This window comes from uncultured Exiguobacterium sp. (genome assembly GCF_964277885.1).
Classification (GTDB): domain Bacteria; phylum Bacillota; class Bacilli; order Exiguobacteriales; family Exiguobacteriaceae; genus Exiguobacterium_A.
Genome location: NZ_CAXYJR010000005.1, coordinates 1,974,571 through 1,995,910 on the forward strand (window position 1 = coordinate 1,974,571; position 21,340 = coordinate 1,995,910).

The 21,340-nt window shown below is 47.2% G+C and carries 20 protein-coding genes; 1 reads left to right on the top strand and 19 read right to left on the bottom strand.

The window, feature by feature from the left end; all coding sequences use genetic code 11:
* Positions 1–47: 47 nt before the first annotated feature.
* From rpoD to rpsU, 18 genes are all read right to left on the bottom strand, one after another.
* Complete coding sequence (gene rpoD / locus ACHWTJ_RS12195) at positions 48–1,133, bottom strand: RNA polymerase sigma factor RpoD (protein ID WP_023467512.1); 1,086 nt, start codon at positions 1,131–1,133, stop codon at positions 48–50.
* 34 nt (positions 1,134–1,167) lie between these two features.
* Complete coding sequence (gene dnaG, locus ACHWTJ_RS12200) at positions 1,168–2,964, bottom strand: DNA primase (RefSeq protein ID WP_294742954.1); 1,797 nt, start codon at positions 2,962–2,964, stop codon at positions 1,168–1,170.
* A gap of 146 nt (positions 2,965–3,110) precedes the next feature.
* Entirely contained in the window at positions 3,111–3,920 is an 810-nt protein-coding gene (locus ACHWTJ_RS12205) for a pyruvate, water dikinase regulatory protein (protein WP_294742956.1), read from the bottom strand.
* 12 nt (positions 3,921–3,932) lie between these two features.
* Positions 3,933–4,562, bottom strand: a complete 630-nt coding sequence (locus ACHWTJ_RS12210; RefSeq protein ID WP_035398363.1) for a helix-turn-helix transcriptional regulator — start codon at positions 4,560–4,562, stop codon at positions 3,933–3,935.
* A 21-nt stretch (positions 4,563–4,583) separates the two neighbouring features.
* Positions 4,584–6,644, bottom strand: a complete 2,061-nt coding sequence (gene glyS, locus ACHWTJ_RS12215; protein WP_294742959.1) for a glycine--tRNA ligase subunit beta — start codon at positions 6,642–6,644, stop codon at positions 4,584–4,586.
* On the bottom strand, positions 6,637–7,527 hold the full coding sequence (glyQ, locus tag ACHWTJ_RS12220; RefSeq protein WP_029341034.1) for a glycine--tRNA ligase subunit alpha: 891 nt from the start codon (positions 7,525–7,527) through the stop codon (positions 6,637–6,639). The genes glyS and glyQ overlap by 8 nt, the downstream gene beginning before the upstream one ends.
* A gap of 289 nt (positions 7,528–7,816) precedes the next feature.
* Complete coding sequence (gene recO / locus ACHWTJ_RS12225; protein ID WP_023467502.1) at positions 7,817–8,566, bottom strand: DNA repair protein RecO; 750 nt, start codon at positions 8,564–8,566, stop codon at positions 7,817–7,819.
* A 3-nt stretch (positions 8,567–8,569) separates the two neighbouring features.
* Positions 8,570–9,478, bottom strand: coding sequence for a GTPase Era (gene era / locus ACHWTJ_RS12230; protein ID WP_023467500.1), 909 nt, complete (start codon positions 9,476–9,478; stop codon positions 8,570–8,572).
* Positions 9,471–9,869 (bottom strand): cytidine deaminase, encoded by a 399-nt coding sequence (locus tag ACHWTJ_RS12235; protein ID WP_023467498.1) that lies wholly within the window; start codon positions 9,867–9,869, stop codon positions 9,471–9,473. Before ACHWTJ_RS12235 ends, era begins: the two co-directional genes overlap by 8 nt.
* Before the next feature lie 49 nt (positions 9,870–9,918).
* Positions 9,919–10,269 carry a diacylglycerol kinase family protein gene (locus tag ACHWTJ_RS12240; RefSeq protein ID WP_294742963.1) on the bottom strand — a complete coding sequence of 117 codons (351 nt, stop codon included), beginning with the start codon at positions 10,267–10,269 and terminating at the stop codon, positions 9,919–9,921.
* On the bottom strand, positions 10,266–10,742 hold the full coding sequence (gene ybeY / locus ACHWTJ_RS12245; RefSeq protein WP_294742966.1) for an rRNA maturation RNase YbeY: 477 nt from the start codon (positions 10,740–10,742) through the stop codon (positions 10,266–10,268). Before ybeY ends, ACHWTJ_RS12240 begins: the two co-directional genes overlap by 4 nt.
* The gene (locus ACHWTJ_RS12250) at positions 10,739–12,796 is read right to left on the bottom strand and encodes an HD family phosphohydrolase (RefSeq protein WP_294742968.1); all 2,058 of its coding nucleotides are present in this window, start codon (positions 12,794–12,796) and stop codon (positions 10,739–10,741) included. The genes ybeY and ACHWTJ_RS12250 overlap by 4 nt, the downstream gene beginning before the upstream one ends.
* A gap of 36 nt (positions 12,797–12,832) precedes the next feature.
* Positions 12,833–13,795: a PhoH family protein gene (locus ACHWTJ_RS12255; RefSeq protein ID WP_294742970.1), complete on the bottom strand. Its 963-nt coding sequence runs from the start codon at positions 13,793–13,795 to the stop codon at positions 12,833–12,835.
* 170 nt (positions 13,796–13,965) lie between these two features.
* Entirely contained in the window at positions 13,966–14,436 is a 471-nt protein-coding gene (locus tag ACHWTJ_RS12260) for a hypothetical protein (RefSeq protein WP_294742972.1), read from the bottom strand.
* A gap of 13 nt (positions 14,437–14,449) precedes the next feature.
* Entirely contained in the window at positions 14,450–15,433 is a 984-nt protein-coding gene (floA, locus tag ACHWTJ_RS12265) for a flotillin-like protein FloA (RefSeq protein WP_294742975.1), read from the bottom strand.
* The gene (locus ACHWTJ_RS12270; RefSeq protein WP_394679787.1) at positions 15,430–15,939 is read right to left on the bottom strand and encodes an NfeD family protein; all 510 of its coding nucleotides are present in this window, start codon (positions 15,937–15,939) and stop codon (positions 15,430–15,432) included. The genes floA and ACHWTJ_RS12270 overlap by 4 nt, the downstream gene beginning before the upstream one ends.
* Before the next feature lie 181 nt (positions 15,940–16,120).
* Positions 16,121–16,567, bottom strand: coding sequence for a GatB/YqeY domain-containing protein (locus ACHWTJ_RS12275; RefSeq protein ID WP_035409225.1), 447 nt, complete (start codon positions 16,565–16,567; stop codon positions 16,121–16,123).
* A gap of 21 nt (positions 16,568–16,588) precedes the next feature.
* Complete coding sequence (rpsU, locus tag ACHWTJ_RS12280) at positions 16,589–16,762, bottom strand: 30S ribosomal protein S21 (RefSeq protein ID WP_012369719.1); 174 nt, start codon at positions 16,760–16,762, stop codon at positions 16,589–16,591.
* Positions 16,763–17,075: 313 nt separating this feature from the next.
* On the opposite strand from rpsU, the gene ACHWTJ_RS12285 reads away from it, so the two are divergent.
* The gene (locus ACHWTJ_RS12285; protein WP_294742985.1) at positions 17,076–18,329 is read left to right on the top strand and encodes a dicarboxylate/amino acid:cation symporter; all 1,254 of its coding nucleotides are present in this window, start codon (positions 17,076–17,078) and stop codon (positions 18,327–18,329) included.
* Positions 18,330–18,395: 66 nt separating this feature from the next.
* Here the strand turns inward: ACHWTJ_RS12285 and pulA are convergent, their stop codons facing one another.
* Complete coding sequence (pulA, locus tag ACHWTJ_RS12290; RefSeq protein WP_394679788.1) at positions 18,396–21,308, bottom strand: type I pullulanase; 2,913 nt, start codon at positions 21,306–21,308, stop codon at positions 18,396–18,398.
* Between the last annotated feature and the right edge of the window lie 32 nt (positions 21,309–21,340).

Genomic DNA, 21,340 nt, shown 5'->3' on the forward strand with positions numbered 1-21,340 from the left:
TTTTTCTCCCTTCCCACTAAAATTTCATATATTCTTCACACTTTGAATTAATCGAGGAAGTCTTTCAAACGTTTTGAACGACTTGGATGACGAAGTTTCCGAAGTGCTTTTGCTTCGATTTGACGAATCCGTTCACGCGTGACGCCAAACACCTTACCGACTTCTTCGAGTGTCCGAGTCCGACCGTCATCAAGTCCGAAGCGAAGACGAAGGACGTTTTCTTCACGATCTGTCAGTGTATCTAACACATCTTCGAGTTGCTCTTTTAAGAGTTCATATGCCGCAGCATCTTGTGGTGCCGTCGCATCTTGGTCCTCGATGAAATCACCGAGGTGTGAATCGTCTTCTTCTCCGATTGGTGTCTCAAGAGAAACTGGCTCTTGCGCAATTTTCAGGATTTCACGAACTTTTTCAGGCGTGATTTCCATCTCTTTTGAAATCTCTTCCGGTGAAGGTTCACGTCCGAGATCTTGCAAGAGTTGACGCTGGACACGAATCAATTTATTGATCGTCTCAACCATGTGAACCGGAATCCGGATCGTCCGCGCTTGGTCGGCGATCGCACGTGTGATCGCCTGACGAATCCACCATGTTGCATACGTCGAGAATTTATATCCCTTCGTATAGTCGAATTTCTCGACCGCCTTGATCAGCCCCATGTTACCTTCTTGAATCAAATCAAGGAACAACATACCGCGTCCGACATAACGCTTCGCAATCGAAACGACGAGACGTAAGTTTGCTTCCGCCAATCGTTTTTTTGCTTCTTCATCGTTTTGTTCGATTCGTTTCGCGAGCTCGACTTCGTCTTCTGCATTCAACAGATCAACGCGACCGATTTCTTTTAGATACATTCGGACAGGGTCATTGATCTTGACGCCAGGAGGAACAGACAAATCGTTTAGATCCGCCTCTTCTTTCTCATCGCCTGTGCCGTCATTGTTGACCTTGATACCTTCTGTTTCAAGCAATTGAAGGAATTCCTCGAACTGCTGAGCATCCATTGATTCGAACGAACTTAGTTTGTCTTCGATCTTTTGGTGTGACAATTCACCATTTTTATGTCCGAGCGCGATGAGTTCCTCTTTCGCGAGACGGAGTAATTCAGCTTCTGATCTTGCTTTTTCTGCCATCGAACCATACACTCCTTCCACATCATGCAGCAGGTCATCGATCTTTTAAACGACGCTTCCGTTCTATGATCGCCTGCATCAGCTCCGCTTGAGCACGGATATCTGTTTGTTGATTCAATCGTGACTTTTCTTCTTCGAGCAACCGACGTTGCTGTTCATTTTGGACGGCACGAATGTAGTGACTGAGCAAGTCAGGATCATATTCAGGCATCAGCATGAATTCTAGATCCGCTACGATTCGTTGCAGGGAAGCATCATGGAGCATCGTCAAAAAACGATCTGGACTTCCTTGCGTACCTGTCCCGTAAAATTCATATAACTTGCCGGCAATCAATTGATGTGCCGGATCATTGAATTGGACACCCAGCTGCTCACGCACTTCTAGACATACTTCTTCGGAACGAATCATGTAGGCAAGCAAGAAGCGTTCTGCCTTTTTCCAGTTCGCGAACGTTCGATCAGGAGGTGCTGTCGGTACAGCGGTTGGGCGATCTGAAACGATTTGTTCTCTTTTCGGTTGTTGAACGGTTGGACGCACTTGTGTGATCAAGGAGTCTTTCGAGAGTTTAAATTCCTCAGAAAGTTTTCCTAAATAGATGTCCCGTAACAACGGATTGGATGTTCGACCAATCTCTTCAAGCATAGTTTCAATATATCGAACGCGTTCTCCTTCTAATCGCAAGTTTTTTCCTTGTCGAAAATAAAAAGATTTGAATTCAAGACTTGAAACTCGTTCCTGTTCGATCCAGTGTAAAAATGTCTCTTCTCCCTGATTCCCAATGAAAGAGTCAGGGTCTTCGCCATCCGGTAAACGGATGACGGAACAGTCGACGGCAACGGCTTCAAGCAATTGCAAGGCTTTTAGCGTCGCAGCGCGTCCTGCTTTGTCTCCGTCATAACAAATAATGACTTCATCGACGATGCGTGCCAAGTTTTGGGCATGAACTGGTGTTAAAGCTGTTCCTAAAGAGGCTACCGTATAAGGTATACCCGCTTGAGCTACACGCACAACATCAAGATTCCCCTCAACGAGAACGACTTGTTTGATTTTGCGCATCGCCCCTCGTGCTTGAGCGAATCCGAATAACAGTTCGCTTTTATTGAACAAAGGTGTTTCCGCTGTATTGACGTACTTCGGGTCACGACCGTCAATCGAACGACCACTAAATCCGACAATCGTGCCATCACGATCGGAGATAGGGAATACGACCCGACCGTTGAATCGATCTCGATAATCACCATCACGTCCGATTGAAATCAATCCCGCTTCGACCATCTCATCTAAATCAAACCCACGTCGTGCCAAGGAATCCACCGTAAAACGATCTTGATCCGGTGCATATCCGAGTCGAAACTCACGCATCGCACCTTCACGAATACCGCGATTCTCTAAATAGATTCGGCCGACGTCGCCTGCTTCCGTTTGAATCAATACCTCATGATATAGCTCGGTGACGATTCGATGCGCTTCGCGCATCCGGAACTTCTTTTCCTGTTCCGGTGTCGATTCCGACTGCTCGAATCGATCCGGTTCTAGCTCTGGAAGTGTGACATCGCTTCGATCGGCTAATTTCGAAACAGCTTCCTTGAAACTCATTCCTTCTGTTTCCATGACGAAAGTGATTGCATTTCCACCTGCACCACATCCAAAACAGTAGTACATCCCTTTATCAGGAGAAACAGAAAAGGAAGGTGATTTCTCAGAATGAAACGGGCAAAGCCCTGAATATCGATTCCCTTGTTTTTTTAATTCTACACGTTCTGAAATCAATTCGACGATGTCCGTTGCTTGGCGGACCTGATCGACGATTTCATCAGGAATTCGCTTCATTCCGTCCTCTCCCCTTTCCTTGAGAACTTATCCTTACATGACCATACCCGCAATGAAACGGAACGATGACTCGTTCCGTTTCATTAGAAAAAGGGCATTATCTCATTTATCAGCTAAACAAGTATACTATGTTCCTGACTGCTTGACTAGTCATGCGCTTTCCCGGAAATTCCGGTCAAAATCATGTTCGCTGTTTCCTCGACTGCTTTATTCGTAACGTCGATGACTTGGCAACCGATTCGTTCGTATAAATTCCGTGCGTATTCAAGTTCCCGATTGATTCGATCCATCTGTGCGTACGCTGCTTCTGGTTTAAGTCCTAATGAACGCAGACGTTCCATTCGGATATCGATCAACTTTTCTGGTGAGATAAGTAGTCCAAAACATTTTTCTTTTGGAATATCGAATAGCTCTGCCGGTGGGATCGATTCAGGTACGAGTGGTACATTCGCTACTTTATATCGCTTTAAGGCTAAATACTGCGAGAGTGGCGTTTTGGATGTACGTGAGACACCAATCAAGACGATATCCGCACGTTTAATTCCTTTCGGATCTCGTCCATCGTCATACTTAACAGCAAATTCGACCGCTTCGATTTTTCGGAAATACTCCTCATCTAGACGATAGATTAATCCTGGTTCTTCCTTTGGTTGCATCTGCAAACGATCTTCCATCGTATCAAGCAATGGACCCAGTAGATCGATTGCTTTTACACCATGCGCAAGCGCTGTATCCGCAAGTAGACGACGGTGCGTCGCATGAACGATCGTAAAGGCAATCGTCGCTTGTTCTTCTTTCGCATGAAGAACCAAGTCATAAATGACTTGTTCATCATCGACGAACGGAATGCGGACCGTTTCGATGGCTTGTTCCGGGAACTGAATAGCGGCTGCGCGGACGACGAGCTCACACGTCTCTCCGACAGAATCGCTCACGACATAAATCCGTTGACGCATCAGGAGCCCTCCTTAAATTTCTTCATCACGTGCTAAAGCGACCAACACTTTCGTCATGTTCGTCTTCGTCATTCGACCGACGACTTTCAAGACGCCGTTCTCCTCTTCGACGACTGGCATTGAATCAATCTGCTTTTCAATCAGTTTCATGCCAGCACCAATCAACGTCTCCGATTTTTCACAGACCGTCAAATTCGGCATCCGTGTCATGATGATGTTGACCGGTAACGAGTCTAACTCTTGATTACCGATTGCCGCACGTAGAAAATCCTTTCGTGACAACACACCGACCAACGCATGGTCTTTACTGACGACGAACAGCGAACCGACATCCTCTAGGAACAAGTGAACGATCGCATCGTATACGGTCATCCCTTCATGAATGACCTTTGCCGACGACATGAATTCGCCGACGGTCAAGGTGTCGAGTTTCTCATGAAGCATGGACGCATTTTTCTTTCCAACGTACATATAGCCGACACGTGGACGTGCTTCTAACATGCCGGTCATCGTTAAAATCGACAAATCGGGACGTAGTGTCGCCCGTGTCAGGGAGAGTGCAGAAGCAATCTGCTCTCCCGTGATCGGACCGTTTTCTTTGACGATTTGGAGTATCTTTTTTTGCCGTTCATTTAACTTCATCGGCTCATCCGTCCTTTTTCTTTACGCTAAAGTAAGTGCATTGAACCGGGCGACTGATTCGATGGCTTGCGCAAATCGTTTCATTTCGCTAAGGCGGTTCGTACGGACTGTTTCGTCGTCCGTCATGATCATCGTACCGTCAAAGTAGGCTGTGATCGACGGAACGGTTGCCTCAAGTGCCTCAAGCGCTCGTTCATAATCAAGTGACGCGATGGCTTGATCGACCTCTGGCAAGGTCTTCTCAATCGCCTCATGCAACGCGCGTTCTGCATCATTTTCAAAGAGCGCTGGATTAACAGTTGTGACGTCTTCTGCTTTTTTCGAGATGTTTAAGACACGGCTGAGTTGTTCGACCGTTTTCTTGAACGATTCTTTTTTCGTTGCACTTTCAAGCATCGCAGCACGTTGCTCATTCGCTTCGACTGTCAACGTATGATCCAGAGCGGCTTCGACGACATCATGACGGAAGTTCATTTCCGATAGACGGTATTTCAAGCGTTGTGCAAAGAAGTCTTGTAATGCAGCTTGAACTTCTTCGGCATCCTTCGCATAAAGACCTGCTGCCACCTGTTCTGAAACGACGAAAGCAATCAGTTCAGTCAATGTCAGATTCAACTTACGATCGGATAAAATCTGAACAATCCCTTGTGCTTGACGACGCAATGCATACGGATCTGCTGATCCACTCGGAATCATACCGACACCAAAGAATCCAGCGACGCTGTCCATCTTATCAAGAATCGCATAGAGTGTTCCTGTCGGTGTCTCCGGACTTGCATCCCCCGCGAAGCGTGGCATGTAATGTTCACGAATCGCAGCCGCGACTTCCGGATCCTCATTCTTCATGTTTGCATACCGCTCACCCATCAGACCTTGTAATTCCGTGAATTCATAGACCATTTGACTGACGAGATCGAATTTATAGATTTGTCCTGCACGTTCAACACGTGTTTTGTCCGCACCGACACGATCGGCAAGTGCGAGTGCCATCTGACGGACGCGACGGACTTTTTCACCTGTCGTTCCTAATTTTTCATGGAAGACGATTTTATCAAGACGCTTCGCCTGTTCATCGATATCTGCTTTTTTATCTTCTTCATAGAAGAACTGCGCATCGGCTAAACGGGCACGGATGACTTTTTCGTTTCCGCGTGCGACGTTTTCAAGATGTGTTGCGTTTCCGTTTCGTACCGTGACGAAATAGTGGAGCAATGCACCGTCACGTTTGACCGGGAAGTAACGTTGGTGTTCTTTCATCGTCGTAATCAAGACTTCTTCTGGTAACTCAAGATACGCTTCATCGAATGCACCGAACAAGGCTGTCGGATACTCGACGAGGTTCGTGACTTCTTCAAGTAAAGACGCATCAATTGGCACTTCGAATTGTTCGCGTGCCGCAAGCGCTGCGATTTGTTCTTCGATCAATTGACGACGTGCTTCATAACTGACGATGACGTTTTCTCCTGCGAGCGCTTCGACATAAGCGTTCGGACGCAGGATCGTGATATCCTGTCCGAGGAAACGATGTCCACGTGATGTCCGACCTGTTTCGACGGATGCGACTTCAAACGGGATGACTTGATCGTCAAGAAGCGCAATCAACCAGCGAATCGGGCGCATGTAACGCAATGATTGTGTGCTCCAACGCATGTTTTTCGGGAATGTCATCGCTTCGACGACTTGTTTTAGTCCAGGAAGTAGATCGGCTGTCGCTTGTCCGACTTCCTTCCGTGTCGCATAGAGATATTCGACTCCTTTTTCTTCTCCAAGGAAGAGATCGTCCGTCGTTAACCCTTTACCACGCGCGAATCCTTCGGCTGCTTTCGTCCAATTCCCTGCCTCGTCCATCGCGATGCGTTTTGCTGGTCCTTTTAGCGTCTCTTCGAGGTCACTTTGACGTGCTGCGAGACCTTTGACATACACTGCAAGACGGCGTGGTGTCGAGAAGGATTCGACACTTGTGAACTCAATCCGAGCTTCTTCAAGGAAACGCGTCACGCGTTCCTTGAGTTGTGTTTCGGATTGAAGGACGAATCGAGCCGGCATCTCTTCTAAACCGATTTCAAGTAATAATTCATGCATGTGACTCACCTGCTTTCGACTTGATCAATGGGAAGCCAAGACGTTCCCGTTCTTCGATGAAACTTTGCGCACAACGGCGCGACATGTTCCGGACACGATGGATGAATCCTGTACGTTCCGTGACGGAAATCGCACCCTTCGCGTCGAGAAGGTTAAAGGTATGTGAACATTTCAAGATGTAATCATACGCTGGGAAGACGAGGTTCTCGTCCAAGGCACGATTCGCTTCTTTTTCATATTGATCGAACAACGTGAAGAGTAAGGCGACATCTGATGTTTCAAACGTATACTTCGAATGTTCGAACTCCGGTTGATAGAAGATATCACCGTATTTGAAGCCATCCGTCCAAACGAGATCAAAGACACTCTCAACGTCTTGAATGTACGACGCAAGACGCTCGATTCCATAAGTGATCTCTACTGCGATCGGATTACACTCGATTCCACCGACTTGTTGGAAATACGTGAATTGCGTGATTTCCATTCCGTTCAGCCATACTTCCCAGCCGAGACCTGCAGCACCGAATGTCGGGTTCTCCCAGTTATCCTCTACGAAACGGATATCATGTTCGAGTGGATTGATACCGAGCAACTCGAGACTTTGTAAGTATAATTCCTGAATGTTGTCAGGTGATGGTTTCATGATGACTTGGAATTGATGGTGTTGATACAGACGGTTCGGGTTTTCCCCGTAACGACCGTCAGCTGGACGGCGTGATGGTTCTGTATAACAAACGTTCCATGGTTCTGGTCCGAGACTCCGTAAGAATGTCATCGGATTCATCGTACCGGCTCCTTTTTCTACGTCGTATGCTTGCATCGTCAAGCAGCCTTGTTCTGCCCAAAATTTTTGTAATGTCAAGATCATGTCTTGTACTGTCATCTTCACGACTTTCACCTCCGAAATGATTAAGGAACGCAAAAAACGCCCCTATGTACAACAATCGTTGCACATAGGGACGAGACGAGCCCGCGGTTCCACCCTACTTGCATGCAATCGCATGCCACTCTTTTTGACAAAGAACACTCCGAAACGCCGTTCGCGCCCCTCTCACTCCCAGCTCACACCACCCTGGAATCGCTTGATTGAGAAAAAGACGGTACTCCTTTTCGTCATCGTGTTCATTTAGTTGCTTCTTCCGCATTCATTCTACCGAACCCGCTTGTTGCTGTCAATCGTTGCCGAAATCAATCAACTGGTCGAGAACGCGTTTGGACCGCAGACGTAACCCGCTATAGCGTTCCATATAAGCGTCCATGATTTGACGTAGTAGACGCTTCGTTTCCGGCTTCACCGTCACGGTACCGATCCGCGAGAAATCATAGACGGAAAACACATAGAGCATCTTCGCGACTGCTTCTGACATGAAGACGGCATGTTCATCCTCATGACGGTGCCGGCGACAGAGTAGACCGCCGTGGTGTAACGAAAAAGCAAACGGTGCTTCAGCACTCCCGCAAATCGTACAACCGTTCAAGTGTGGCGCAATCCCTAGATGACGCAACAGGCGCAACTCAATGATGAAGGAGACGACGTCGGGATCCAGTCCTTCATCCATCGCCTCCAGTCCTTCGACGAATAAATCGTACAGTGCCGGTTGCGGCACTCGTTCATCAAGCGCTTTATCTGCAAGTTCCAGTAGATACATCGCATACGCCATCAAGACGACATCTTGCCGGATATGCGCATGACTCGTGATGACGTCTGCCGATTTCAACTGACCGAGACCACGTGACCGTGGATAGATATAGACGGCTCGAACGAAAGGCTGGCTTGCCGCATTGAAACGACTACCCGGCTTCTTCGCTCCTCGCGCCATGACGGCGAGCTTGCCGTATTCACGTGTCAGTAGCGTGACAATCTTATTCGATTCACCGTATACGACCGTTCGTAGTACAAGCCCTTCCGCCTTATCGATCATCGCTTAATACTCGTCATCGCGGAAGCCAAGTTCACGCAATTGACCGGCCTTATTGCGCCAATCCTTTTGGACTTTGACCCACAAGTTCAGGTAAACTTTCGTTCCGAGTAACATCTCGATGTCCGTTCGTGCTTCAGAGCCGATTTCTTTTAGAAGTGCTCCGCGTTTACCGATGATGATTCCTTTTTGGGAATCGCGCTCGATCAAGATCGTCGCATGGACATCGACCATGTTTCCATTCTCACGCGTCTTGATTTGATCAATCGCGACCGCGATCGAGTGTGGTACTTCATCGCGTGTCTTTTGCAGGACTTTCTCACGGATCATCTCTGAGATGATGAAACGCTCCGGATGGTCAGTGACTTGATCCGCCGGGTAATACATTGGTCCTTCCGGTAAGATCTTCGCGATTTCTTCAAGTAACGGTCCGACGTTGTTCCCTTGTAACGCAGAGATCGGAACGACTGCCGCAAATTCGAGCTCATTTTTATATGACTCGATGATTGGCGGAATATCATTCGGATGAATCAAGTCGACCTTATTCATGACGAGAATGATGGGTGTATCGAGTTCCTTCAATTTTTCAATGATGAAATCGTCACCTTTTCCTTTTGGTTCCGTCACGTTGACCATGAACAAAATCGCATCAACTTCACGCAATGCGTTCGTCGCGACCTTCATCATGAAGTCGCCGAGTTTATGTTTTGGTTTGTGAATCCCTGGTGTATCGATGAAGATCGTCTGAACGTCTTCTGTCGTATAAACACCTTGGATCTTATTTCGCGTCGTTTGTGGCTTATCAGACATGATGGCAATCTTTTGTCCGATGACGCGATTGAGAAATGTCGATTTTCCGACGTTCGGGCGTCCGATGATCGAGACAAAGCCCGATTTGAATCCTTCTTTAAACATGTAAATCCCCTTTCGTGAATGCTCCTGGTAACAAGGCACCCACTGTTGTTTCAGTGACATCTCCTTTAAGGTTCGTCAAATAGATCGGCATATCCGCATCACACATTTCAGATAACACTTGGCGACACTGTCCGCATGGTGCGACCGGTCCTTCCGTGTCTGCAACGACAGCCATCGCTGCATACTCGCGCGCATCTTGTGCCCACGCAGAGAAGATGGCTGTCCGTTCTGCACAGTTACAAAGACCGTATGCAGCGTTTTCAATGTTACAGCCGTGGAAGACTTGTCCGTCCTTCGTTAGTAAAGCAGCACCTACTTGGAATTTCGAATATGGAACATACGCTTTTTCGCGTGCACGTTTAGCTTGTTCGAGTAATTGTTCTGTTTTCATGTTCATTTTCCCCTTCTTAGGAACGGTATTGGCCAAAAAGGCCGGATTCTTATTGTACCAAATATGGGATGAAGATGCATAGTGCAATTGCAACAGATGTAAGCGCCAACACTAAAACAGCACCACTCGCGATATCTTTGACTGCTTTAGCCAGCGGATGCCACTCTCGTGTCACGAGATCCACGATACGCTCAAACGCTGTATTAAACATCTCCGCACTAATGACAATTCCGACCGTCAAGAAGATGATCGCTCGCTCGACAGACGTCAATGGTAATAAAAAGGCGACAAGTAACACGATAGCACCAACTGTTACGTGAACTTTCATGTGCCGTTCTTCTCGAATCGATTGGCGCAATCCATTCATGGCATGCTGAAACGGTTGCCACCAGCTTTTCACAATGTGCCCCGATATAACTCGAAGTGATGCAGGATTTCCTCCTGTCGCTTCGTCATGACTTCCTCGTCCGCTTTTTCAATATGATCGTATCCGAGTAAATGGAGGAAGCCATGGACGGCGAGGAAACCGAGTTCGCGTTCAAAATGATTGCCATACTCTGCCGCTTGTTCACGGCATCGTTCTACGGAAATAATCAAATCGCCGAGGACGATTGGTTCGTCTTCCAGTAATCCAAAATCGATTTCATCTTCACCGAGTTCTTCCATTGCGAAGGAAATCACGTCTGTCGCTTGATCCTTCCCACGCCATTCACGATTGATCTCTTGAATCTCATCGTTTGAGACGAAAGTCACGGACAACTCACTGTTCGGATCTACTTCTTCTTGTTCCGACGTATAAATCAAAATCGATTCGACAAGCTGTCGTTGTTCTTCCGTTAGACGATTATTTTCGTCTGTCATATAAATGTTCATCTCGTTGCCTCTTTCTTTAATTCTGGATACTCGATTCGTTCATGGAACAAACCGGATAAGGTATGACATGCACTTTCACCGACGCGATAAATCTCGCGTGTCGTAATGTCACATTCCGCAAATTGGTCATCCATCATCTTTTCACGAATGATTTTCGCGACCAAGTCCCGAATTCCTTCTTCCGAAGGAGCTTTCATCGAACGAACGGCCGCTTCAATCGAGTCGACAATCATGATGACGGCCGCTTCACGCGTTTGTGGTTTCGGACCCGTGTAACGGAACGTCTCCTCGTCGACCTCACCTTGTTCTGCTGCCTTGACATAAAAATATCGAAGCAACGATGTTCCATGGTGCTGGCGACAAATATCGATGATCGCGGCAGGCAGTTTAGCATCCGCGAGCAATTCAACACCATCCTCCGTATGTGCCAAGATGACACGTGCCGACTCTTCCGGTGTCAATCGATCATGTGGATTACGTCCATGCTGATTTTCAATGAAATAAAGCGGTCGTCGTGTTTTCCCTAAATCATGATAGTAGGCTCCGACTCGTGCGAGCAACCCATCTGCTCCAATTGCTTCACAAGCCGTTTCCGCGAGGTTCGCGACCATCATGCTGTGATGATACGTTCCTGGCGCTTCGACCAAGAGTTTCTTCAACAAGGGATGCGTCGGATTCAATAGTTCGAGCAGACGCGTCGGTGCTAAGATACCAAACGTCATTTCAAGGAACGGCAATAGTCCAATCGCTAGGACGGCACTCAAAATTCCACTAGCAATCGCAAAACCGACTAAAATCAATGTTTCACGTAATTCGAACGTGCCACTACGCAATAGAACGAATGCTAAGAAAATGGCGATGTTTGCTCCGGCAATCGACACACTACTCATAAAAATACGACGTCGCGACAAACTGGATCGTAAGAAAAACGTCGCCACTAAACCGCCGACTAATAAATAGATCGCGATGTTGAAGCTGAAGTTCTGATTCGTACTATAGAAGAACGTTCCGGCAAGAGCTGTGAAGAGCGAACTTGATAATGCAATCCGTTCGTTCAATAAATTACGCAGGACAAGCGAAGCAAAAGCGGTCGGTGTGAGTAAGTAAAGAGCAGGATTGATGTCGTCTGCTAAAAAGGCCATGCCGTACATGACGAGTAATTGTAAACTGACGACGAGGTAGACAAGACCAAATAGTCGGATACGGCCCATTTGTGCATACCGCAACTTCGAGCGTTGAATGAACCCAAATAAGAAGGCGGTCATCAATGCACTGACAAGCATCGCCCCAAGTAACGGTTTCAACGACTGACGGTCAGAAATTAAACCGACCAGTTGTAGTTGCCGATAAGCGTCTTGCGAAATCACTTCGCCTCGTTTGACGATTACTTCCCCTTCCGAGATGATGACCGGTTCGACTTTATCACTCGTCTGTTTACGGAGTTGTTCTGTCTTTTCCGGATCATAGACGTAGTTCGTCACGATCAGTTGATCAGTCAGTGCTTTAGCGACCGCTTTTAGTGAAAAGGATAGTGGTGATCGTTCGATATCAGTCCGGGCATTCTCACGTGCCTCCGCTACTTCGCCGCCATCGGACGAGATGCGTTGACGCATTGCTTCTTCGATTGCGGTGATGACGACATCACGCGTCGTATTCCGAAGAGTCGTGGTCGATGTCACGAGCAGTCGCAGTTCATCATCCTTGAGCAAGGATGATGCCTCTGTACCGCGAAGGCGTTGCTTGATTTTACTAATTTCATCCGCCTTTTTAATACCGGATAAACTCGCAAAAAGTTGTTCGACTTTATCAATTTGCTGTGCTGCATACTCTTGTTTGATCGTGTATTGACTCTCGATTGCAGCGATCGCATTTTCCTTTATTTGATTCGTCGCTGTCCGGTCCTCTATCGTCAAAGGCGACCGAATGTCTTCTTCTGCAATTGAGAATGGTTCTGCGGACAAGGCTTCTGGTCGGACACTGACATACATCATCGTTGATACGACGAGATAGAATACTACTGTCAAAAGTCCGACCCAGACCCCAACCTTGCGCATATCATCTCCCCCTTTTCCCTCTATTTCCGTAACGGCTTAGGTCAATTCCTGACTGTAAGCATCAACGATTTTTCGGACAAGTGGGTGACGCACGACATCAGCTGAGCCGAAGTGTTCGAAATGAATGCCTTTGACATTTCCGAGCAGATGCAACGCTTCTTGTAGACCAGACGCTTTTCCGCGCGGAAGATCGACTTGTGTCAAATCACCTGTAACGATCATCTTCGAATGAAATCCAAGACGCGTCAGGAACATCTTCATTTGTTCACGTGTCGTATTTTGCGCTTCATCAAGAATGACAAAAGCATGTTCCAGTGTTCGTCCACGCATATAAGCGAGCGGCGCAATTTCGATGACACCACGCTCAAGCAGACGAGCCGTATGTTCGACACCAAGCACGTCGTGTAACGCATCGTATAGAGGACGTAGATATGGATCAACCTTTTCTTTCAGATCGCCAGGAAGAAACCCAAGATTCTCTCCTGCTTCTACTGCTGGGCGCGTCAGGACGAGCCGTTTGACGTGTCCTTCCTTCAGTGCTTTTGCAGCCATCACGACTGCGAGATATGTTTTCCCGGTCCCCGCCGGTCCGATACCGAATGTCAAATCACAGCGATCAATCCCGCGGACGTAACGCGCTTGACCGAGCGTTTTCGCACGAAGTGGTTTTCCTTTATGATTCGTGTGGATGATCGTATCGTAAAGTTCCAGTAGTTCATCCACACGATCTTGACGCGCGAGTTGAATGGCGCTCGTCGCGTCACGTTCCGTCAAAACGGCTCCACGATTCACAAGTTGCTTTAGGACACCAACGACTTGTCCTGCTAAGATCACAGACTGTTCCTGTTCGGATTGTGCCAACAGTTCATCTCCACGATGTGTAAGCTGAACTTCGAGTTCCGCTTCCATCGTACGTAAGACTGCGTCATTCGGACCGACGAATGCTTGAATCTGTTCTGAATTCGAAAATGCAAATGGGATTCTTTCGTTGAATATCACGTTGTGAATGGCCTCCTAGTCATGGATAACAAGTTGTCATCGCTTCATATCTAATCTCTTCCACTTTAGCACTTCCACCGAAAAGATGGAAAGAAAAACCCGTTTCCACCTTTTAGGGAATAAAATAGTCGACCCCTTATGTTTCACGGGATCGACTTCTTATCTAATCATCATCGTTTTCGTTTAGAGACAGGTGCTCCAAGAACCTCACTCCAGACGATGGCACGTCGCATTTCGTCTTGCGAGAGTGTCGTCGCTGATGCCGAACGACTTGACGTTCCTATAGCACCGTCTGCCACGCTGTCTTTAATTTCACCAATATTTGAAGAAGGCATCCCTTTTTTCGAATGCTGTTTTTGTCGTTGATCCAAACGTTTCTGTAACTCGGTTCGCTCATGAACCGGTCGTGCTTTCGTCTGGGTCACTCCCGGTTGTTTCTTTGCGGGTGCTTTTTTCCGAACGACAGGTGGAGGCGCTGTCTCTTGTCGCATCGTATCCACCTGTTCGACCATTTGCTTCACATACTCCCCAAACTCTTTTGAAGGCGTCCGGTTCGTCTGATTCGGTTTTTTATCCGCTGCTTTTGAGATGACGGAGATGACACCGAATGCGATCATCAATCCGACCCATATGATACTCATACCGTCTCACCCTTTACTGCGAGTCATGTGGTGATGATTGTCCACCGATTGCTTGGCGCATTTTCGTATCGGCCGTCACGTTCAAGTAGTTCGCATAATCCATGACGCCAAAGTTTCCGTCACGCATCGCTTCAGCGATAGCAAGCGGTACTTCCGCTTCAGCAGCGACAACCTTCGCACGCATCTCTTCAACACGCGATTTCATCTCTTGTTCGCTTGCGATCGCCATTGCGCGACGCTCTTCCGCTTTCGCTTGGGCAATGTTCTTATCTGCTTCTGCTTGATCCGTTTGAAGGACCGCACCGATGTTCTTACCGATATCAATGTCTGCGATATCAATTGAGAGAATTTCGAACGCTGTCCCTGAATCGAGTCCTTTTGCAAGAACCGTCCGCGAGATCATTTCTGGATTCTCAAGTACTTCTTTTTGGTCATTACACGAACCGATGGTTGAGATAACACCCTCACCAACACGTGCGATGACTGTTTCTTCACCAGCACCACCGACGAGACGATCAATGTTCGCACGGACCGTGATCCGGGCTTTCGCTTTTACTTCAATCCCGTTCATCGCCACACCAGCGATGAATGGTGTCTCGATGACTTTTGGGTTAACCGACATTTGAACAGCTTCTAAAACGTTACGACCCGCAAGATCAATTGCCGCTGCGCGTTCGAAGCTCAGCTCGATATTCGCCCGATGTGCTGCGATCAAAGCATTGACGACACGATCAACGTTACCACCTGCAAGGAAATGACTTTCCAGTTGGTTCGTATTCAAGTTCAATCCCGCTTTAACTGCCTTGATCAACGGATTGACGATTTTTGATGGTGTTACTCGACGAAGACGCATCCCGACTAATGTAAAGATTGATACGCGTACGCCTGCTGCGAGCGAGCTAATCCAGAGTGGAATCGGGACGAGCGTGAAGAAAACGGCGAGGAAAATCAAGATTCCTCCAGATATGAGTAATACGGTCAATAATTCAGGTGTCATGTGTGGGACTCCTCCTTCGTATGTTGGACTCTAACAATGACGCGTCCGTGCGTCACTTCTTTTACGACGATTGTTTCCCCCGCTTGAATGAAAGTCCCTTCTGTCACGGCATCGATTCGGTTTCCATCGATTTCAATCGTTCCTGACGGACGTAACGGCGTCAGACTAACTCCTTCTTGTCCTAACAGTTGCACTTTGTCTTGATGGGAAAGGTAACCTTTTTCAGACGATGTAGAATCCGTCAAAATCAAACCTCTCCAAAGTAGTGACTGATTTGATTTGATTCTGCGATACGCCCAGAATCCGGCCGCAAGTGACAGAAAAACCGCAAGCCCAATGGCTAAACCGACTTGCCCGACGGTCGCACCTGCCATAATCAAGCTAGCAAGGACAGCACCGATTCCGAGGACGCCAAAGATTCCGAACCCTGTGACGAATATTTCGACTAGTAACATGAGGACCCCGATCATGAAGACCGCCAAAATCATCCCTAAGCTAAACGTCATGCGTACGTTCACCCCTTTTCATTCGTGTCAGAAGCTACTTCTTTTGCACTTTGATTCGTTACTATAATTATATACGCTTTCAAAACAAAAAGGTTTCATGACTATTCTGAATTCATCAAGAAACTTAAAAAGTGTGACAGGAACGACAAAAAAAGGTGTCCCGAGGGACACCTTCCATGTATTAAGCGAGACGTTGTTTGACGAGTCGATTAATCAAGGCACCGTCCGCCTTGCCCTTAAGCTGCGGCATGACGACACCCATTACTTTCCCCATATCCGAAGGAGCAGAGGCACCCGTCTGCGCAATAGCTGCGTCGACGATTTCCTGTACTTCTTCCTCGGAAAGCTGTTTTGGCATATAAGCTTCGAGCACGACAATCTCTGCTTGAATTTTCTCGACGAGATCGTGACGACCAGCGCTTTCGAATTCTCGGAGGGAGTCGTTGCGCTGCTTCATTTCACGTGAAAGAATAGTTAATTCTTCCTCGTCTGTCAATTCTTGCTTACCGAGTTTGATCGTTTCATTTTGCAGCGATGATTTCACCATACGAATCGTCGTGAGACGATCTTTTTCGCGAAGACGCATGGCATCTTTCATATCCGCTGTCAAACGCTCCTGAAGACTCATGAGGATACACCCTCTCTAACGTTAGAACTTCTTACGCTTACGCGCAGCCTCCGATTTAAGCTTACGTTTTACACTTGGCTTTTCGTAGTGTTTACGTTTACGAACTTCTGCAAGCGTACCATCTTTTGAAACACCACGTTTGAAGCGACGAAGTGCGTCTTCAAGTGATTCATTTTTACGTACACGAGTTTCCACTAGTTTTCCCTCCCTCCGATATTACCGACTAAAGGAAACGTGTCAGACACGTCATACAACATTATAGTAGGAATATACAATTTGGTCAACAGTTGATTCAAGCGACTTTTCTGTACCCTACGCTGTTCCTTTTTGTTCCTTTCTATCCTCTCATGCTTGCATCCGTTTGACAACAAAATCTGGTCATTCCTGCATCAAAATTCAGAAACTTTTTTGTAAGCGTTACCATATATTTTTTAAAATGTTTTGTCAAAAAGGGTGATAATGTGTCAAAATATAGACAATTATCAAACAAAGGAGTGTGACATCACGTATGAAAGAAGCAAAACGCATCATTTGGGGCTTAATTCTCGGGGTGGTTCTCGGAATCATTCTTGCTAGCTTACCAGATAAGTCGATTTATGAGGGATTAAATAAATATGCTCTACAACCGATTGGAACGATCTTCTTGAACCTGATCAAGATGCTCGTCGTACCTATCGTCTTCTTCTCGATCACCCTCGGCGTCATGGGGCTCGGTAATCCAAAAGAATTGGGTCGTGTGGGTGGAAAAGCGATCACTTACTTCATGACGACGACGGCTGTCGCAATTGTCATCGCTCTCGGTTTGTCATTATTGATTAAACCAGGTACGTTCGGTACGTTTGCTACAAACAATCTAAAATATGATAGCGGAAGTCTTCCCGATACGAGCTTGATTAATACAATCGTCGGTATGTTCCCGACGAACCCGATCACATCGATGGCGGAAGGCAACATGCTTCAAATCATTGTTTTCAGTGTGTTCGTTGGTTTTGGGATCACGTTCCTTGGTAAGAAAGTTTCGACGTTACGGACATTCGTCGAACAGGGAAACGAATTGATGACGTACTTGATCACGCTTGTTATGAAGATGGCCCCACTCGGTGCGTTCGCTTTGATTGCATCAGCCGTCGGTTCACAAGGATGGAACTCGTTAAAAGCAATGGGACTTTATATGGGCGTCGTCATTTTATCGCTGATCGTCCATTCTATGCTGACGTACGGTTCAACTGTCTCACTTCTTGGGAAGATGAATCCGTTCTTCTTCTTTAAAAAGTTCGCACCTGTCATGTTGTTTGCTTTCTCGACGTCTTCGTCGAACGCAACACTTCCTGTCGCGATGCAAACGGCTCAAAAAGAGCTGAAAGTTCCACGCTCCGTCTCAAGTTTCGTCCAACCGCTCGGCGCGACGATCAACATGGACGGTACGGCGATCATGCAAGGGGTCGCGACTGTCTTCATCGCGCAAGTCTATGCAGTTGACCTGACGCCAGGACAACTTGCGACGGTCGTCCTGACAGCTGTTCTCGCATCGGTCGGAACCGCCGGTGTACCAGGTGTTGGTCTTGTCATGCTGACGATGGTTCTTCAATCGGTCAATCTACCGGTCGAAGGGATTGCATTGATCATCGGTGTCGACCGTCTCCTGGATATGATGCGGACAGCCGTCAACATCACAGGTGACGCAGCATGTGCCGTCATCGTCTCGAAATCAGAAGAAGGTAACATCAAAGAAGACGAGGAAACCGATGAACGCTACGCGTAATCGTATATCCTCACTTTAAGAAAGGACGTTCCGCAAACTGCGGAACGTCCTTTCTCGTATATTCGATTATTTTGCTAAGACGAACGAGCTAAGTCCTTCGACACGAACCGTACCTGAAACGTTACGGATCGCTTTTGTTCCCGCTTGTTTGCCATCTACGAGCAGCTTCCATTGACCTTTTGGTAGCTTCATGTCGACTGCTGTTCGATTCGCGTTGTGAATGACGTAGAGATCATCTTTTTGTTGCGGCGCAGCGTCATCTAGTCGGTACGCAACGACTTGTGCCGGCGCTGCTTCAAACGTCAGGTAACGACGAATGTCTTTTGCTGTTGCTAAATGTAGTACTGGATTTTTTTTACGTAATGCAATCAATCCAGTCATATAATCGACATCTTGTTGACGGTCCATCTTCCGTTTCCAGTCGAGCTGGTTGACGGAATCCGGTGATTTGTACGAGTTATGATCGCCGCCCTTCGTCCGCATGAAGTCCTGTCCTGCATGGATGAACGTCGTTCCTTGTGACGTCAGCAAGATGCTTGAAGCCAGGCGATGCATCTTCGTTTTCGTCGCTTCCGTATCTTGTGGGTTCGTCAGGTTCAACTTATCCCAGAGCGTATGGTTGTCATGTGCTTCAACATACGTGATCGCTTGATCTGGTTCTTGCGTAAATCCTTGAATGTCTTTATCATAAGCAATCTCGCCGACGATACCACGTTTGATGCGTGTCTCAAGACCCGTTTTCCCGTTGATGAATCCAGCATCCGTGTCTTCAAAGACACTACCTTTGAGTGCGTCACGCAAATTATCATTGAAATGTCCAATTCCTGGCATTTGTTTTGTATTCGTTTGGTTCGCCTTCTCTGAATCCGGAAGTGGTGTTCTAAGGCTCCATCCTTCTCCGAACACAAGAATCGACGGATCGATTCGCTTCGTCGCCTGTTTAACGGCGTTCATCGTCTTGACGTCGTGAATGCCCATTAAGTCAAAGCGGAATCCGTCCCAGTGGTATTCTTTCGCCCAGTAGGAAACCGAGTCCACGATCAATTTGTGCATCATTTGACGCTCAGACGCTGTATCGTTTCCGACACCTGTTCCGTTCGCTAAATCGCCGCCTTCTGTATAGCGGTAGTAGTAACCCGGTACGATCTTATCGAGATTCGAAGCCTTTGCGTCAAACATGTGGTTATAAACGACATCCATGACGGCACGTAGACCATTGTCATGTAATCCTTGAATCATCTGTTTCATTTCCGTGATCCGGACTTTTGGATCATACGGATTTGTCGCATACGATCCTTCTGGTGCATTGTAGTTCTTCGGATCATAACCCCAGTTGTATGATTTAAGCGGATTCGTCTCATCGACGGATGCTGTGTTGAAATCATAGACCGGAATGAACTGAACGTGTGTGATACCAAGTTCTTTCAGATGATCAAGACCCGTTTTCGTCTTCGTTTTCTTGCCATCCTTCGTTAAACGTGTACCCGGCTCGATGACGCCAAGGTACTTGCCTTTTTGTTTGATGCCGGAATCGTAACCTGAATTCGTCACATCAAACATTGATAAATCACGGACGTGTGATTCATAGATGATTGCGTCTGTCGCATGACGAAGTGGCATTTTCCCGTTCGTCCAACGCTTCGGATTTGTCTCGCGTAAGTCGACGACGACTCCTTGGTCGCCATTGACGGCGACTGCTGTCGCATATGGATCCACCGCACGTGTCGATTCTTTTGCGTGCTTGACTTCATACGTGTAACCGACACCGTCAAGGTCACCCTTGACCGTCACTTGATACACACCACGATCCGTTCGCTTCATCTCGATTTCTCGCGTGATATCTTTTGTCGTAGCTGCTTGCTGTTTCGGTAAGCGATATAGTTCAAGCTCAACGGCTTGCGCTGTCGGCGCCCAGACCTTGAATGTCGTCTTCGATTTCTGATAGTCGACACCAAGCTTGCCATCGTAGGCATACTTTTGATCAAATGCTTTCGAACGCAATACCTTCCCGGCTTCAAGAACTGCTTCTCCAAAAACAGGGTGCGTCACGCGGACGACTTTTGCTAAATCGATATCAGAAGCGACCTCGACTTTCGCTGTCTTAGCATCGATTGCTGACACGACTGGATTCGTCACGCCCTCAAACGTGAATGTCTTTAAGTCTTCTGCCGTCATCGGTGCGTTCGTTTTTAACGTCATCGTCCGGAAATCATCCGCTAAAAAGCTCGTGATTTTCGGTGTACGATCGATTTCCGGTTTACTATAGTAAATCGTTTGGTCCCCTTCGATCAACCAGATGTCTTTCGCCCCTGCATAGAAGAAACGATCAGCCCCGTCTTTTTCTGACCAGCCCTCCAGATGAGGAATGACGCCTGCAAGACGTGCTTTCGTTGGGTTATCAAGCGTTACTTTCGCAATGGCACCGAACGCATCCTGCTGATCGAATTCGAATCGTTTGCCATCTTGCGCTTCCGGCCAAGACCAGACGCCGTATTTGTCATAATCATTGTCATATCGATAATAGTGGATGTTCGTGTCGATTTTTTCGACATCTGTTCCGTTACTCGGATTGACCGTCGAGATGTCCTTGCTTCCCGACTCGATCCAGATTTCGGCAACTCCGTTTTTAATCATATCTTTCGTGATGAAACGATCGTTCTCAGATCCCCCATCCTTGTTCCAGTTATCATCTCGCACGATGAAGCCGACTTTTTCCGGCTGATCGACTGGAAATTCATAAGCTGCGATTTTTCCGTAAGCATCTTCACCATTAAAGGCATGTGCTTTATTCGGAAAATAATCCGGACCATTTGTCCATAACCACAGGTTCCAATCCTTCGTGGCATTCGGGTCTTCCTTGTAGTGAATGATGACCAATGTAGACTTTCCTTTTTCCAGTGCTTGACCGGATAAAGACAGTCCACTAAATATTAGTGCAAACGTTAGCGCAACGATACAAACGGATCTTATGCGTTTCATACGATAGCCATCTCCTTTGTTATGTAATCGTT